This is a genomic window from Chryseobacterium sp. GP-SGM7, assembly GCF_049166575.1.
Taxonomy (GTDB): Bacteria; Bacteroidota; Bacteroidia; order Flavobacteriales; family Weeksellaceae; genus Chryseobacterium.
On record NZ_JBMHFF010000001.1, the window covers coordinates 1 to 16,463 of the forward strand.

General features: G+C 33.0%; 13 protein-coding genes and 1 pseudogene. 9 read left to right on the top strand and 5 right to left on the bottom strand.

Going from position 1 to position 16,463, the window contains the following annotated elements:
* The 7 genes and pseudogenes from ACOOWA_RS00005 to ACOOWA_RS00035 all read left to right on the top strand — a co-directional run.
* Window positions 1-850 (top strand): annotated as a pseudogene (locus tag ACOOWA_RS00005) (hypothetical protein); the annotation flags it as partial.
* A gap of 61 nt (window positions 851-911) precedes the next feature.
* Window positions 912-1,694 carry a tyrosine-type recombinase/integrase gene (locus tag ACOOWA_RS00010; protein ID WP_421372235.1) on the top strand — a complete coding sequence of 261 codons (783 nt, stop codon included), beginning with the start codon at window positions 912-914 and terminating at the stop codon, window positions 1,692-1,694.
* The gene (locus ACOOWA_RS00015) at window positions 1,691-2,569 is read left to right on the top strand and encodes a tyrosine-type recombinase/integrase (RefSeq protein ID WP_421372237.1); all 879 of its coding nucleotides are present in this window, start codon (window positions 1,691-1,693) and stop codon (window positions 2,567-2,569) included. Before ACOOWA_RS00010 ends, ACOOWA_RS00015 begins: the two co-directional genes overlap by 4 nt.
* Before the next feature lie 488 nt (window positions 2,570-3,057).
* Window positions 3,058-3,933 carry an RHS repeat-associated core domain-containing protein gene (locus tag ACOOWA_RS00020; RefSeq protein ID WP_421372240.1) on the top strand — a complete coding sequence of 292 codons (876 nt, stop codon included), beginning with the start codon at window positions 3,058-3,060 and terminating at the stop codon, window positions 3,931-3,933.
* Window positions 3,930-4,415 carry a hypothetical protein gene (locus ACOOWA_RS00025; protein WP_421372242.1) on the top strand — a complete coding sequence of 162 codons (486 nt, stop codon included), beginning with the start codon at window positions 3,930-3,932 and terminating at the stop codon, window positions 4,413-4,415. Before ACOOWA_RS00020 ends, ACOOWA_RS00025 begins: the two co-directional genes overlap by 4 nt.
* A 335-nt stretch (window positions 4,416-4,750) precedes the next feature.
* On the top strand, window positions 4,751-5,236 hold the full coding sequence (locus ACOOWA_RS00030) for a hypothetical protein (RefSeq protein WP_421372243.1): 486 nt from the start codon (window positions 4,751-4,753) through the stop codon (window positions 5,234-5,236).
* Window positions 5,237-5,388: 152 nt separating this feature from the next.
* The gene (locus ACOOWA_RS00035; protein ID WP_421372245.1) at window positions 5,389-7,689 is read left to right on the top strand and encodes a GAF domain-containing protein; all 2,301 of its coding nucleotides are present in this window, start codon (window positions 5,389-5,391) and stop codon (window positions 7,687-7,689) included.
* A 51-nt stretch (window positions 7,690-7,740) separates the two neighbouring features.
* On the opposite strand, the gene ACOOWA_RS00040 is transcribed toward ACOOWA_RS00035, so the two are convergent.
* From ACOOWA_RS00040 to ACOOWA_RS00055, 4 genes are read right to left on the bottom strand one after another with little or no spacing between them, the layout of a single operon-like run.
* Window positions 7,741-8,271 (bottom strand): DUF6705 family protein, encoded by a 531-nt coding sequence (locus ACOOWA_RS00040; protein WP_421372248.1) that lies wholly within the window; start codon window positions 8,269-8,271, stop codon window positions 7,741-7,743.
* A 10-nt stretch (window positions 8,272-8,281) separates the two neighbouring features.
* On the bottom strand, window positions 8,282-9,283 hold the full coding sequence (locus ACOOWA_RS00045) for a hypothetical protein (protein ID WP_421372250.1): 1,002 nt from the start codon (window positions 9,281-9,283) through the stop codon (window positions 8,282-8,284).
* A 16-nt stretch (window positions 9,284-9,299) separates the two neighbouring features.
* Window positions 9,300-9,824 (bottom strand): DUF6705 family protein, encoded by a 525-nt coding sequence (locus tag ACOOWA_RS00050; RefSeq protein ID WP_421372253.1) that lies wholly within the window; start codon window positions 9,822-9,824, stop codon window positions 9,300-9,302.
* A gap of 10 nt (window positions 9,825-9,834) precedes the next feature.
* Window positions 9,835-11,154, bottom strand: coding sequence for a hypothetical protein (locus ACOOWA_RS00055; RefSeq protein ID WP_421372255.1), 1,320 nt, complete (start codon window positions 11,152-11,154; stop codon window positions 9,835-9,837).
* Between the two features lie 124 nt (window positions 11,155-11,278).
* Here ACOOWA_RS00055 and ACOOWA_RS00060 point away from each other — a divergent pair, with 124 nt between their 5' ends.
* The gene (locus tag ACOOWA_RS00060) at window positions 11,279-11,503 is read left to right on the top strand and encodes a helix-turn-helix domain-containing protein (protein WP_421372257.1); all 225 of its coding nucleotides are present in this window, start codon (window positions 11,279-11,281) and stop codon (window positions 11,501-11,503) included.
* Between the two features lie 2 nt (window positions 11,504-11,505).
* On the opposite strand, the gene ACOOWA_RS00065 is transcribed toward ACOOWA_RS00060, so the two are convergent.
* Window positions 11,506-12,669, bottom strand: coding sequence for a Pycsar system effector family protein (locus ACOOWA_RS00065; protein WP_421372258.1), 1,164 nt, complete (start codon window positions 12,667-12,669; stop codon window positions 11,506-11,508).
* A gap of 26 nt (window positions 12,670-12,695) precedes the next feature.
* Between ACOOWA_RS00065 and ACOOWA_RS00070 the strand changes: the two genes are divergently transcribed.
* Window positions 12,696-16,409: a metallophosphoesterase gene (locus tag ACOOWA_RS00070; RefSeq protein ID WP_421372260.1), complete on the top strand. Its 3,714-nt coding sequence runs from the start codon at window positions 12,696-12,698 to the stop codon at window positions 16,407-16,409.
* Window positions 16,410-16,463 lie beyond the last annotated feature (54 nt).

Below are 16,463 nucleotides of genomic sequence, written 5' to 3' on the forward strand. Positions count from 1 at the left end.
AGAATTTATATCAAACCAGGTATTAAGAAGTTCGGTTACTATCAAAGATAAAAAGGGAAATAATAAATCTTCTCATAAAATCGTGAAAGGTCAGTTCAGTTCTTTATCAGCAACCACGAAAGGAGAACTTTATGAGGACAATATGAATAGAAGTTTTATTGTAGCCATCAATGAAAGCGAAGAGCAAACCAAAAAAATTATTGATTATCAAAACCAGCGTGTCGCTGGACACATCAATAAAGAAGACGAACAAAAAGCGATAAATTTTATCCAAAAAGTAGTCAGAAACCTAAAGCAATATGAAGTCATAAATCCGTATGCAATGGAACTGCAATTGCCCGATAAAGTGAAGAATAAAAGGCGTTTGAACGAAATGGTGCAAAGTATTATTAAGCAGATTACGATTTTAAATCAGTATCAGAGAAAGCAAAATAATGAAGGAAAATTAATTACAGAAATCGAAGATTTAGAACAAGGAATTGAGATTTTATTCGAGAGTATTATTTTAAAGATTGACGAGTTGGACGGAAGTTTAAGACAGTTTTTAGAAAAGTTGAAGAAACGTTTTGAGCAAAGAGATTTTAACCGTTTTGAAGCAATGGAATATACCGGTTTTAAGAAAAGTCAATTACAAGTTTATTTGAATGAATTAGTACGATTAGAATACTTGAAACAGAAAGGTTTTGTAAACAAAGGATTTACCTATAAAATTGGATATAGTGATGATATACAAAAAGTTAGACAAGAATTGAAAGAACATTTTTATAAAATTATTGAAAAACTAAAATCGGACGCAAGCGGAAGCAAAACGGAAACAAGAGTTATTGAAAATCAATTAATTAACCATTAAAAACGCTTGTTTCCATTTTCCACAGAAAATGCAAAAGCAAAACCATCATACTTAGTAAATCATGGAAGAATTTAGAAGATATTTAGAGCTTAGAAACTATCAGAAAAAGAATGTCTATGGGATTTTATCAATGGTTAAAGAACATTTAAGATATATAGAAAAAGGAAATTTACCGTCTGAATATATTGGTTATTTAAAACAGAGAAAGCATAAAACATATACCGGGAAAAACTTGAGTATCAACACCATCAACAACCATTTATTTGCATTAAAAATCTATAAAGATTACCTGAAAAACATAGAACAGAAAGAAACCGATCTTATCATCTGTAAAACGTTTCAGAAGGAGATTAAACCGATAGAAATATTAAGTCCGGAGGAAATACAAATCCTGCTTGAAAGCACGACCAACACGAGAGATAAAGCAGCTTTATGCTGCTTATATTATTTAGGATTAAGAGCAGGAGAAGCGGCAGAATTATTACTCGCAGATGTAGATTTAGAAAATGCAAAAGTACTCATAAGAAAATCTAAAACAGGTTATCAGAGAGAAGTCCCGATCTATCACAAAGCTTTAGAAATATTTACAGATTATGTACAGATAAGAGAAGGTAAAGGAGAATGTTTTTTACAGGGATTAAAGGGAAATTTAACGACTTCCGGAATAGAGTTTATTGTAGAGAAAATCACAGAGAAAAGCAGTATTACAAAGAAAATATATCCACATTTATTACGTCACAGTATTGCAACCCATTTACTGAAAAACGGAATGGAACTCGAAAAAGTAAGTAGATTTTTAGGACACAGAAGTTTAGAAAGTACACAGAGATACACCCATTTATGAATGAATTTTTACAGTATTTAAAAGACAATTATCATTATACCGAAAACACAATTACAGAAAAGGAAAAGCAGGTTTTACTATGGAAAAATCTATGTTCCGGGAAACAGGATTTTGATAAAATAAACACTCAGGAACTATTAAAGATTATAGAATTACAGCAGAAAAAATATACATTAATTACGATTAATAATCAGCTCAAAACCATAGAACAATACTTTGAATATTTACAGTTTACAGGAAAAAGAAAAGATCATCCGCTAAAAAATTTTAGAATAAAAACAGCGAAGAAACCACTCATTACAGGATTTTTAACAGAAGAAGAATTACAGAATATTGAAAAAGAATTTAGAGAAAGAAAATATAAAAAAGGACAGTTTGAATTATTTGGAAAACGCAACAGAGTTATTGTAGGATTATTAATTTATCAGGGATTAAGTTCGGGATGTTTAAGAGAACTGAAAGTAAAAGATATTGATTTACAAAAAGGAATTATAAAAGTTCCACAAGCCACAGAAAGCCGGTTAAAAGAAAGAATCTTGCCATTGAAAGCATCACAAATATTAGAGCTTTACAAATACATGAATGAAGTAAGAACCGAATTATTACAAATCTCAAAAACGGTAAAAGAAACAGATAAGTTATTTATTGTCAGTGAGAAAACAAAATTTAGCAGCATCACTAAACAAATCCGGAAACAGATTAATATCGAAAATTTACAACTCATCAGAAACAGCAGAATAAATCTCTGGCTGAAACAATATAATTTAAGAGAAGTTCAGTACAAATCAGGATTTAGATATTTAAGAAGCCTGGAATATTTTAACCAAACCGAGCTCGAAAATCTGAAACAGGAAATCGAGAAATATCTGTCCTGAAACGCCACAGCAAATTACATAATCAAAATTATACGCAAATTGCCATCGCCAAACGTTGCCTTCCACTCCGCTGAAGCTACGTTACAGGCAAGCCAACCGCATTTTTGCCTATAATTTGGGATTATGTAAAATGCTTTCCTTTGCTTCGTGCAGAGCACTGCGCAGCCAACGCTCTGAAAGTTCTCCGACAGAAATTTTAGTCCATCAAACTACCGAAACCCACGAATCTCCCTTCGCCGACTTTTTCGTCTCTAATACAACGAAAAATATTAAAATGTGGATAAAGCCGGCGCTGAATCCCACCACTATTTTACCCACATTTTAACATTTTACAACAACACCGACAACGAAACAACTTTTCTTTTTCAATTGAAATTTTAGCAATCGAAACCCATAATTTTTTTTTCAATTGAAAAGAAAAAACTGTACTTTTGAGAAAAGCGAGCAAGCGAAGAAGTTCACAGTGAAAAGCCTCGCGCAAGAAAAACTTGAGTAGAGAAATCTTGAAAAGTAGTGTAGACTACGGCATGTATGATTATGGAGCGAGATTTTATATGCCGGATATTGGAAGGTGGGGCGTTGTAGATCCGTTGGCAGAAAAACACAGAAGACATTCTCATAATTATGCTGTGAACAATCCGATACGGTTCATAGACCCTGACGGTAGAGATATTAGAGAAACAACAAGTGGAACTACATATACTGGAGCAGATGCTCAAGCTGCATTTAGGTTCTTACAGAGTTCTATGGGATCTCAGAAGCCACCCAATGATTATATTTTTGATGAAAAAGGAAATTATGTTAGGACAGAAAAAAATAATCAGCCACATAGGTTAGTTGTAGAAAATTCAAAAACTAAAGACAGAACTAATTACAGTTTTGCGGATCCTAATGAAGATCCTAAACAAATAGATAGAGGTATTATAAATAAATTATTATTTGTTAGTGAAGCGGATATTGAGGGAATGCTTAAAGGACAGGGTGCTTTTGAATCCGGAAAATTTAATTTTGCCTGGGAAAGTCAAGGAGGAGGAGATTTTGATTATTCATATTCTGTTCTTCCAAATAAATATACTGAGGCAAGTTCAGATCCTTTAAACAGCTATTCTAATGCTCTTTTTCTACCAGAGGGAGATAAAACAGCACATAATCAAATGAATTTTGGAAATTATCTGTGGGGAGCTACTGGATATACAGTCGGTTTTGACTATTCGGGGCTTCAAATGGGAGCACACGCAAATAGTAAATTTAATTCACGAAGAAATGGATATGAATCTCAATGGGATTCTAAAGACGATCAAAGATCAATTGTATTAGGAGCTTTTCACGCAGCCCAACGTAATTATAGAGCAAAAAGAAAATGAGAAATATTTTTTTAATAATGTGTTTTATAAGTTTGATTAGTTGTAGTAAAACCGACTATAAAGAAAAATTTTCTAATCTTGAAAAGAAAAATTTTTCTGATTTTACGGGATACTCGATAACATATAGAAATGGATCATACTTAATAAGTAATGCTAATATAGAGAAAGACGATAAAAGAGTTTTCGTTAAAAGAGGAATGACGGGAAAGGTTAAGTATATAAAAGATATCAATAATAATATTGTTACTAAGTCTGATTTCGATATTAAATCTTTAGAAAAAATGTTGAATAAATTTGACAACTTAGATGTTGCGAATTTATCTGTAGATAATTTTGAAAATGTTCAATTTGCTTTCTTCTTAGATAAGTGTTCATATACATTTTTACATTTATCAACTAAAAGAAATCTGAAAGATTTAAACAAAACATATTTTGAAAAGTATAAGGATAATTGGTATTTGTATAAACAGTGTTCCAAGTAATAAGTTTATTATTTGAGAGAAAAAAATATAAACCCTCGCTCCCGCACGATTGTATCGTGTGGCAGATAATAACAAAACCCATCGCAATTGCGGTGGGTTTTTGTTTTATAAAGCAGCTGTAAGTCTCCCCAAAAACTGGACAATTTACAACCATAAAATTATTTACAAAAACAATTAATTTAGGTTATAAAAAAGTGCAGACTAATTCAGCAGATCTACAAAAGGTATATTTTCTTCAGATAAAAAGCATTTAGAATCATTCAAAATAATTAAACTTAAACTTTCCAACAACACCTTTTTTTAACTATTTTTACCTGATAATTTATCAATAACTTATGAAAAAAATAGTACTTGCCGGAATCATGACATTTGCAGGACTTCTTACAGCAAATGCACAGTGTAAAACAGTTTCCACAATTACAGAAAATTTTGATGCCTGGAAAGACATCGACAAATGCTGGACTGCACAATCAGGAAAAGCCATGCTTTATGCAAAAGATAAAAAAATAACTTTTTATTCAATGATGAGCCCTCGTGAAAATATGGTTTTGGTAACCCCAAAAATCAAAGCAGGAAACTATACATTGTCTTTTGATATTTCAGACAACGGAGGAGAAACCACCGTTGAAATATTGTCAGTTAACAATCCTGCCGATACAAAATCGTATGCTTCTATTGTAAAAGCTTCAAAAATAACAGGCGATAAAAAAACAATCAATATTTCTTTGAAAAAAGATGCGAGTTTAGGCTTAAAAGTTATGCTAAACGGAATTCATCAGGCTGTTTACGTAGACAATTTGTCTTTGAAACCTAAGAAATAAGTGCAAATTCTTTAGCAAAACAGATACAACAAAACCGTTATTATTAAGTAACGGTTTTTCTTTTAAACAAAAATATTTCAAAATATTCATTGCTTCTTGTTCTCCTTTAAAATCCTTTTTTCATACCTTTACTTTTACAATTTTTTTAGGTTTTGTCGCAGCTTTACAAAGAAGATAGTCCGTTTCAGGTGTTTATTTCGTTCAAAAAATATTTGGATGTGTTGGAGCATATCAGATATAACGACCGTTTAGAATACCGGGTAAATTACGCCGAATCTCTCATCGAAAAAACAAAAAATTTTCAGGAACTAAGAGATGGTTTTCAGGATCTTTCTCTGCTCGAAAAACACGAAGACCTCATCAGACTTTTATTGGCTGATCTTTTTCCGACGGGCTTAACGAAAAATGAGATTAAGGCGGCAAGTATTCCGTTGGCAAATATTACCTTCAATTACACGGAAAGATTTAAAAATATTTTAGCAGATGCCGGAACCGACTTTGAAATCAGGTTCAGAGAAGTTGATGAAGATGAGTTTTATATTTTCTGCTGTTGTCTCATTCTGCAGGTACATTTTAGTGCAGATTTGCGGGCTACACTTCCACTCTACTACGATATTCCGAATAAAGAAGGAATTATTAAACATTATAAAATCACGGTCAACTCAGATTTTACAGATGTTTATCCTGATAAAGATACTAAGATTCCGGATCAGGATACTGTTACAATGTTATTGGAAAATATCGACGACATCAGACTTTGGAAGAAACATTTTCCGCCTCAGTCATGGATTTTAAGCGGATTTGCCATTATTTCACTAATCGACTGTACTTCTGAAGTAGCATTGTCTGATCTGAAATCAACACTGATAAAAGTTGATCTTGAAAATCCTGCTCCGGACGAAAATTTAAAGGAAATTTTTAAATCTTATTTCGATGTTTCTGATTTGAATTTTGGCTTAATGCTTTTCAATCAAAAAGATAAAAAACTAGAAACGCTCCCGATTTACGAGAACGTTTTCACCAGTCATATTCTCGATTTTTGGCTGAATACCTTCGATGAAGAAGTACGAAAAACTGCTTTTGAAAACATCAACTACAATTCAAAACCGATTGTTATTTCCGATATTGATAAACTGGATGAAGAAGTAAAAAAAATGCCTTCTTTTGATATTTTAAAAAGTACAGGAATTCGCAGCTTTATGGTTATTCCGATCATGAAAGATGGCGAATTATTAGCAATAATGGAGTTTACTTCTCCGATAGCAAACAGCTTAAACGGTTTAAAATTAAAAAAAATGGAATCTTTCAGCGACATGATTCTATTTTCACTCAATCGTTTCAGTTTTGAAAGAAATAATCAGATTGAAGCGATTATTCAGCGTGAATACACCTCCATTCACGATTCTGTAGTCTGGAAATTCAGAAATGAAGCTGAAAAATATTTCAATGCTTTTTTATCTAAGAAAATTTATACTTTAAAGCAGATCTCGTTCAAAAATCTTACGCCGCTTTTTGGCTTTTCAGACATCAGAGCTTCTTCGGAAAAGCGTTTTAATCTGATGAAAGTTGATCTAAATCAGCAGTTGGAATGTCTTCATACCATTTTCACTTTAATTAATTCAGATTCAGAAAAATATCTTTTAGCATTAGAAATTTTTGAAAATGAATTAAATAATGAAATAAAAGCCGATACCGAACAAAGATTTCAGCGATTGCTGCGTGAAGAAATTCATCCTTATCTTCAAGGGAAATTGGAAACCAATGCAACGGAAGAAGTAAAAAACAAGATCAAAACCTATACTTCGCAAATAACTTTACAGAATCAGCTTTTCTACAATCAACGACGAAGTTTAGACGAATCGATTACTTTGGTGAACAGAAAACTGGCGGATGTTTTAGATAAAAGTCAGGTGGAAGCTCAGGAAATTTTTCCGCATTATTATGAAAGGTTTAAATCTGATGGCGTTGAACACAATCTTTATATCGGACAAAACATTTCTCCAGACGCAGATTACTCACAGAAAGATGTTCATCAATTGAGATTTTGGCAATTGGAGACGGTCTGTAATATGGAAATTGAGTTTCAGAAATTCAAACAAAATTTACCGGTTTCTTTAGATATTGCTTCGTTGATTTTTGTTTATAACGAAAAACTAGACATTCGCTTCCGAATGGACGAAAAACGCTTCGACATCGATGGCGCTCATAATTCTTATTATGAAATCATCAAAAAACGCATCGACAAAGCACACATCAAAAACTCTCAGGAAAGAATTACCTGTCCCGGAAAAATCGTGATTGTTTATTTCGGTCTAGAAAATCAGAAAGAATATCTTCAGTACATCAATACGCTTCAGAAAAAAGGTCTTCTAAAAAATGATGTTGAATTCCTTAAAGTGGAAGATTTACAGGGAATTTCGGGATTATTGGCGATTAGAGTTTCTATGATATGAAGTAAAATTCTCACAATTTCTTTGAGAATTTTACTTTATTAATTTTTTTGCTTATTGTTTAGTCAAAATAATATTTTGTGGCAAAGATATAGACCAATCAAAAGGTGATTGCCCCTGAATTGTTACTTTTGTTCCAGGCTTGTTTTTTAAGCTTAACAGTTTTATATGAGTAGAATCTATATATTCAATTTCAAACTCAACAAATTTGTTTTTCGATTTATGATAAATACCGCCATGTAAAATATTTGGAAAGCCATTCTTAGATCCTGCAACTACGGTATTTTTTTTATCAACATAATTTGTATTGGCAAACATACTAGAGTCCTCAATAGTAGATCCATTACTTACAAATTTATGAAATCCAATCACCCAATCAGAATGTACATTATCTGGAAATGGTAATAAAATATTTTCTTTTTTAAAAGTAAGCTTTAAACTATTATTTCCATTCTGCCAAAGCCAAGTTCCCATGAACTTGTCTGCATTAGGATCTAAAATATTATCTCCAGATTGTGGTAAAGTGTTTTGTGCATTGATATCAATCATAAATAATGCAAAGATTAAGAATATTATATTTTTCATTTTATTGTTTTTAATTACAGTTAGTTGGTATAATATTGTTATTTTGATCTAATTGTAGAGATTGCCAGTTTTGCATATCTGGTGATCCTTTTAATACTTTCAATCCGCTCATACTGCTTTCTATATAATGTAAAAAACTTCTCTCATTTTCGGTTGCTGAGTTTGTTTCTGTAATTTTAAATGTATCATTATACATCTTAGAATAATTATATAAAGTTAATTCATCAAAAGTATTACCCGTAAATAAATTATCTGCAAACGTCTGGAATTTAGCAGGATCATCTATGATCATCATATATTGTGTTCCGGAAGCTGTTACTACACCGATTACAAATGTATTCAATTTTTTAATAGAGTTATTTTTTAAAAATACTGCAATAGAAAACATATCATCAGGAGAAAATATGGATAATAATCCGGTGTAATGACTGTGAATATATCCATCAATTTTATCATTTTCACCTATACTAAAACCAATTCCTGCTTTTCCAGGTAATCCCTCGACAGGAAATTCATAAACAGTTCCTGCTGCTTCAGCTAAAATATAACCATGCTCTTTGTTATCATTAGTTTTACCTTTTAGCGTATTCATGTAGGATTTTGTCTGTGCAGATTTACCTATTTTAGTAAGCTTCTCACAAGGTGTTTCCTCCTCTTCTTGTGGCGCTTCGCCGCCTCCCATTCCGGGATATGGGTAGCCGCCATCATCACCGAGACCACCACCTTCACACTGCCCAAATTCATTGATCACTCCTACACATTCATCTGCCAATTGTTTGCATTTAATCACAGATACGCTATGCCATTCCCCTAAACCCGAAGAAGGATCAGGATTGCTCTCATCATAAGGAAGCCAGATAGACATCCATTGTCGGGTACAGGCTATCATATCGGTTTGGGCGATGTTTCCGTCGGGTATTTCTGCTTTTTTATATTTTGCAAAAACAAGACCTTGAAAAAACAGAAGATCACTTTCTTCGTGGGTGTACCAGATAATGATAAAAACCTCCATTTAGGAGGTTCTGGTATTACTGTTTCGTCAATACAATATTATTTGGTATATCAATAGACCAATCTGTAGGTGTTTGTCCTGGTTTAATAAATCTTGCGCCTTCTTGATTTTTAACTTCTACTATTTTAATGTGAGTCGGATCAATATATAATATTTTCATGATTATATTTTTATTTTTATGACTCATAAATACCACCAATAGATTTGGATCATTATTTTCTGTGCCAGCTACAAAAGATTTTTTCCCATCTATAAAATTTGTAGTACTGTAAATAGTTTTATCTTCTGTTATCTGTCCATTTTTATATATTTTATGAAAACCGATTATAGTATCATCAATATAATTACCACTTTTAAGAAGTGATACGCCATTCTCTTTTTTCATAATTAATGTAAGACCATTTGCTGTATCTCCCCATTTCCAAGTTCCCACAAATTTATCAGCATCTGGATCGTGATGATAAGTAACATTTTGAGCATTACAATTTTGTAAACAGCTAAATATAAATATTACACTTAATAATAAAATTTTTATTTTCATTTTTTTAATTTTAGTTACATGGTTTGGGATCAACTTGTCCATTTTTTAATTCTAATTCAGACCAATCATTTGAATTATTGGAACCTTTCAAAACTTTTAATCCTGAATTTTGTTCTGATAGAAGTTTTAAAAAACCTACTTCATTAGCAGCTGCTAATCCATTATTTTTAATGTTATAAAGATTATAATGTAATTTTCCATAATTGTCAGTATATTGTTGATCAATCTCCCCATTAGGTAATAGAAACTGTTGTGAAAAAGCAGCAAAACTTGCAGGATCATCTATTACCATCATATACTGGGTATTAGATGCTGTTACAACACCCATCACAAAAGTATTTATATCTCTGATGCTGCCGCTTGCATATATTGCGGAGAATGATGCAATATCTGCCGGTGAGAAAATAGATAATAATCCTGCATAGTGCGAATGGATAAAGCCATCAATCTGTCCTCCTGAATAAGAAATATCAATACCTCCTGCTCCTGTTTCTCCTTCTTTAGAAATATTACTGATCTGCCCATTAGATTCTACAAGGATTTCTCCGAATTCTTTTGTAGAGTTAGTTTTTGTCTTTAAATTTTCAAATAAAGATTTAGTTTTCGTGTGCTTTCCTATTTCCTGTATTTTCTCACAAGGTGTTTCCTCCTCTTCTTCTTGTGGTGCTTCACCACCTCCCATTCCGGGATATGGGTAGCCACCGTCATCACCGGGACCACCACCTTCACATTGCCCAAATTCATTGATCACTCCTACACATTCATCTGTCAATTGTTTACATTTAATCACAGATACGCTATGCCATTCCCCTAAACCCGAATTAGGATCAGGATTACTCTCATCATAAGGAAGCCAGATAGACATCCATTGTCGGGTACAGGTTATCATATCAGTCTGGGCAATATTTCCGTCTGCCATTCCCACTTTTTTGTGCTTTGCAAAAACAAGACCTTGAAAAAAATTAAGATCACTTTCTTCTTGGGTGTAGTAAAAGTAGATATTTTTTCCGTGTCTGGGTACTTTCAGTACAGAAACTACTTTTCCGTTGTTTACTACAGGTACAGCTACAAAGCTTTCATCGAAGCTGTCTACTGTGGTGGCAAAGTTCCAGTAAGGGATGCCGTTTACTTTTTTGATGTCTGCTTCGTTTTCGGCATAGACTTTCATTACATTTTTAATGTATTTCTCATCCTGCTTCCAGAGACTTTTGTTGGTGTATTCTGTAGAAGTAGAATCAGATGATGAAATGATTTCATCGTGAATACAGGAGTGCAGTGACAGTGTTGTCATAATAATCAGGCAGAGCCTGAGAAATAAATTTTTCTTCATATCATTTGATGTTTTTTTAGTTGTGTAAATATAAATAATTTCCACAAACGTAAGAATAAAAGTCAAAATAAAAGTAGGCAAATTTGTTTACTCTTAATCAATTACAAAATCCAAATTTTACTCTGTGAGGGATTTGGATTTTATAAGATTGCAAAATATTGGAAGAAGACTCCAAGAATTGCGTCTGCAAAAAAATCTCACCCAAAAAGAACTGGCTTTTTTAGTTGATGTAGAAATCTCTCAGATTACAAGAATAGAAAGAGGTATCATAAACACTTCAATCCTCAATCTAATGAGAATAGCCGATGCTTTAGAAATATCATTAAGTGACTTTTTTAAAGATCTGTAAAATTACAGCGTCAAAAAAGCATATGCAAAAGAAAGCACTGAAATTATAATTCCCGCCATAAAAATCTGATACGTCACTGAAAGAAGCTTATATTTTCTGTCTAAAACCTTACCCAAAAAGTACAAATCTTTCGTCATAGAATCATAAATATAATCGCGGTCTTTAATCAAATCATGCATCGAACCCAGATAATCATCAAAATTCATCTGATGAAAATTCCCGAAGAACAGAAGATTTACTTTTCGGTCTGCAACATCCTGTTTTGTGAAATTGGTTTTCGTTACATTCGGTTTGGTTGAAAGAATTGCAAAAATAATCGTTAAAACGCTTGATATCAAAAGGAAAAAAGTAGGAATAATCAAATGTGTATTTTTTGGAGCATCCAATTTAGGAACCAAAACAGAAAGACAGACCGAAATAATAATTGCGTTTACAGAAAGCAAAATATTGGCTTTACTGTCTGCAATATCACTTAATCTTGTATGATTATTTAATGTCACTCTGAACAAAGTATCAACACTTCTGTCAGATTTTTGGTCTTTTTCTTTTTTATCCTCTTTCTTGGGCTTCTCTTCTTTGTCAATCTTTTTCTCCAGCTTTTTTACGTTCTTCATTTTCAAAGGTTCCCAATTTTCTTTGGCATAATCTGTGAAATATTGATGCTTATTTTTTAGAAAATCAACATTCATCTCATTCCATTCATCATTTGAAAAGCACATTCCGCCTGTCAATTCCCACTCTTTGCGTAAAGCTTCAGCAGAATCATTGTAAAACGGACTTGCAAAATGACTGAAATCTGCATCTTTCATGATCTCTTCCAAAAGTCCTTGAGGTTGATGATATTTTTCCGTTGCCAGAATCAGCGTAGAAACTTCGTCAATATATTCATCAGAAAAATTATCTTTTTTCAGAAATTCTTTCATGATGACTGCACTCCGTTTTTCGTGACCTTCCGCATTACAATCGGTAAAACCAACATCATGAAACCACAGTGCTAATAATACTTTTTCTCTTTCAACTTCAGATATATCGGTGTGTTTTATAATCTCATCTGCTTTCTGAACAGCGTATGTAGTATGGATAAAATTATGATAAAAGTAAACAGAAGATAGTTTATCTTTGAATAAGTTTTCAACATAATTTTTAGCTTTGTCTAAGATGTTCATCACCAAATTTTTCTTAATGTAAATGTATGAATTTATCCTTTAAATCTTATTTAAAAAAAATATCACCGGCAGGAAAAACACTTCTCCTTTCAGTACTTCTTTTATCTTGTGCTACCTACAACGTAAAAAAGGGCAAAAACTTACATGAAATACAAAAATCTGCACAAAAAACAGACAATGATTTCCAGATTTTCTTAGTCGGAGATGCAGGAAATGCTGAAGAAGTGCAAGCTCAGCAAACTTTAGATTTTCTTAAAAATAAAATAGATTCTGCAAACAGCAATTCGATGCTGATATTTTTGGGCGACAACATCTACCCTCTCGGAATGCCGAAAGAAAGCGATAAAGATTATCCTTTGGCAAAACAAAAAATGGAAAATCAACTTTCTATTACCAAAAATTTCAAAGGCAAAACATTGGTTATTCCCGGAAATCATGATTGGTATCATGGTTTAGATGGATTAAAAGCTCAGGAAGAATTTGTGAAAACCTATCTCAATGATAAAAAGTCTTTCTTACCTAAAAATTCCTGTCCGATTGATGATATTAATTTAACGAAAGATATTAAACTCATCGTTGTAGATTCTGAATGGGCATTGATTAATTGGGATAAACAGCCGGGAATCAATAAAGGCTGCGACATCAAAACCAGAGAAGATTTTTATACAGAATTTAAGGATTTAATTACAAAAAACCAGGACAAAAGAATCATTGTTGCGCTTCATCATCCGGTAATCAGCTCGGGAGTTCATGCCGGATTTAATTCTGCTAAATCTCATCTTGCAGCTTTTAAAGGAAAAGTTCCTGTTCCCGGAGTTGCGACTGTAATCAATACGCTGAGAAGTTCTTCCGGAGCCAGTATGGAAGACATCAGCAACAAACATTACGCAGATTTTGCCAACAGATTAAAAAGTATTGTTCAGGATAAAGAAAATGTGATTTTCGTTTCAGGACACGATCACAATCTACAGTATCACGAAGACAGGAATATCAGACAAATTATAAGCGGAGCAGGATCAAAAACTGATCCTTCAACCATTGTTGAGAAAACTGATTTTTCTTACGGCGGAAGTGGATTTGCGGTTTTAAATTTAAGAGAAGATCAAAGCTCAGACGTTGAATATTTTTCAACAAAGAATAATAAACTGGAAAAGCTGACCCAGATTTCCGTTATTTCTAAACCGAATGTATTTGAAAATAATTTTCCTAGTTCAATTCCTGCAAGTTATACTTCAACAGTGTATGCAAAAAAATCTACTCAAAAAGGAAAAATTTACCGCTGGCTTTGGGGAAATCATTACAGAAAATATTATGCACTCCCGATCAATGCAAAAACCAAAGACCTTTCAGATCTCAACCCCGGTTATTCACCTTTCAGAGAAGGTGGCGGAAATCAGTCGAACAGTCTTCGTCTGAAAACCAATGACGGACAGGAATTTGTAATGCGCGGAATCAAAAAAAGTGCAACCCGTTTCTTAAATGCACAGGCTTTTAAGAAAAACAGTTTTGGCAACGAAATAAACAATACTTTCCCTGAAAGATTTCTTCTTGATTTTTATACAACCAATCATCCTTTTACAGGCTTTGCCGTTAATAATATGATTGATAAACTTGGAATTTTCCACAGCAACCCTGAATTATTTTATATTCCAAAACAAAAATCTTTAGGACGGTACAATCAGAATTACGGGAATGAATTATACATGATCGAGGAACGTTTTTCTTCTGATCCCAAAACTTTGCAGTCGCTAGATAATGCTGTAGATATTCTTTCAACTTCCGATGTCCTGAAAAATATGCGGAAAGACAGCAAATATTCTGTCGATCAGGATTTGTACATCAGAGCAAGAATTTTTGATATGCTGATTGGAGATTGGGATCGTCATGAAGATCAATGGAAATGGGCAGAATATAAAGTTGGAAATAAGATTGTTTACAAACCCATTCCGAGAGACAGAGATCAGGCTTTCAGCAATTATGACGGTGCTGCTTTCTATTTCATTATGAATATTCCGATGATCCGTCACATGAAATCTTTTAAAGATGAAATAAAAAATGTGCGATGGGTAAACATGGAGCCTTATCCATTAGATTTAATTTTACTGAAAGGTTCTACAGCGCAAAACTGGAGTGATCAGGCTAAATTTATTCAGCAAAACCTTACCGATGCCGATATTGAAAATGCATTTAAAAATCTTCCGAAAGAAGTTCAGGATGAAACAATTGCTGATATTCAGAGAAAATTAAAGCTGAGAAAAGAAAAAATTGAAGCAAATGCCATTGAATATTACAATATTCTTCAGGAAAAAGTTCCGTTGGTGGGAACTTTAGATAAAGACAAATTTGTGATTGTTAAAAATGGAAATTCAGTTGAAGTAAAACAATATAAACTCCATAAAAATAAACCTGAAGAATTAGTTTTTGAAAAAACTTATGATGGTAAAAAAACAAAAGAACTTTGGATTTACGGTCTGGATGATGACGATATTTACGAAGTTTCCGGAGATGGAAAATCTAAGACCAATATTCGTTTGATTGGAGGATATAACCATGATCTTTACAATGTTTCTAATGGCAGAAACGTTAAAATTTATGATTTTAAATCTCAGAAAAACACGTATGAAACCAAAGGTGCTGCGAAACACATTTCCGATGATTATGACGTAAACACTTATAACTGGAAGCATCCTAAATACAATTTCTTTGCAGGTTATCCGAATGCTAATTTCAATCCGGATGACGGCGTTATTTTAGGAATTGTTGCTAATTACACGACCAATAATTTCATTCGCGACCGTTTTACACAGAAACACAGTGTAAGCGCTAATCTATATACTGCAACAGGCGGATTTAATCTTGGCTACAAAGGAATTTTCAAAAAAGCCGTTTTTGGTTGGGATGCCGGAATTGATGCAACGTATACTACTCCACATTTCGCAAGAACATTTTTTGGTTTAGGAAATGAAAGTGTAAATGATGCTGATGAAGATAACCGTGATTATAACCGCGTAAGAATATCACAGATTAAATTGGCACCTTCCATTTCAAAAACAAGCTGGCTGAATTTAAAACATCAGTTTCAGTTAACATTTGAAAATTCTAAAGTTCAGAGAAATGAAGATCGATTTGTATCTGTTTCTCCGGATGTGAGACCTGAAAATTTCAACGATCAGCAATTTGGTGGAGCGAATTATACGTTTAGCTTCAAAAATTTTGATAACAATGCTTTTCCAACTTTAGGTTTGGAATTAATTTTAAATGCCGGTTGGAAAGCCAATCTTCAGGAATTTAACAGAAATTTCGCAAGCTTTCAGGCAACGATGAATCTTTTCAGAAAAATTGATAAAAAAGGAAAATTTGTTTTCGCCAATTCGACGAATGCCATGATTATTAACAGTAATAATTTTGAATTTTATCAGGCTGCAGCCATCGGTGGAAACAACGGAATGCGGGCTTACCGAAATGAAAGATTTGCCGGAAAATCTTATCTGGTGAACAACGCAGAAGTTCGTTGGGATTTTGGAAGAGTGAGAAATAACATTGTCCCTACCAATATGGGTATTTTAGTTGGCTATGATTTAGGAAGAGTCTGGATTGACAAAGAACAGTCAGACAAATGGCATCAAGGTGTCGGTGCAGGTTTTTGGCTGGATATTCTGGAATCTTTCTCAGCTAAAATTCAGTATTTTACAGGAGAAGATGGCGGAAGAATTTCCGGTGGTGTGGGAATGAATTTCTAAAAACTTGATATTTTATTCTTACATATTCAAACCTTCAAGGTTTTAAAAACCTTG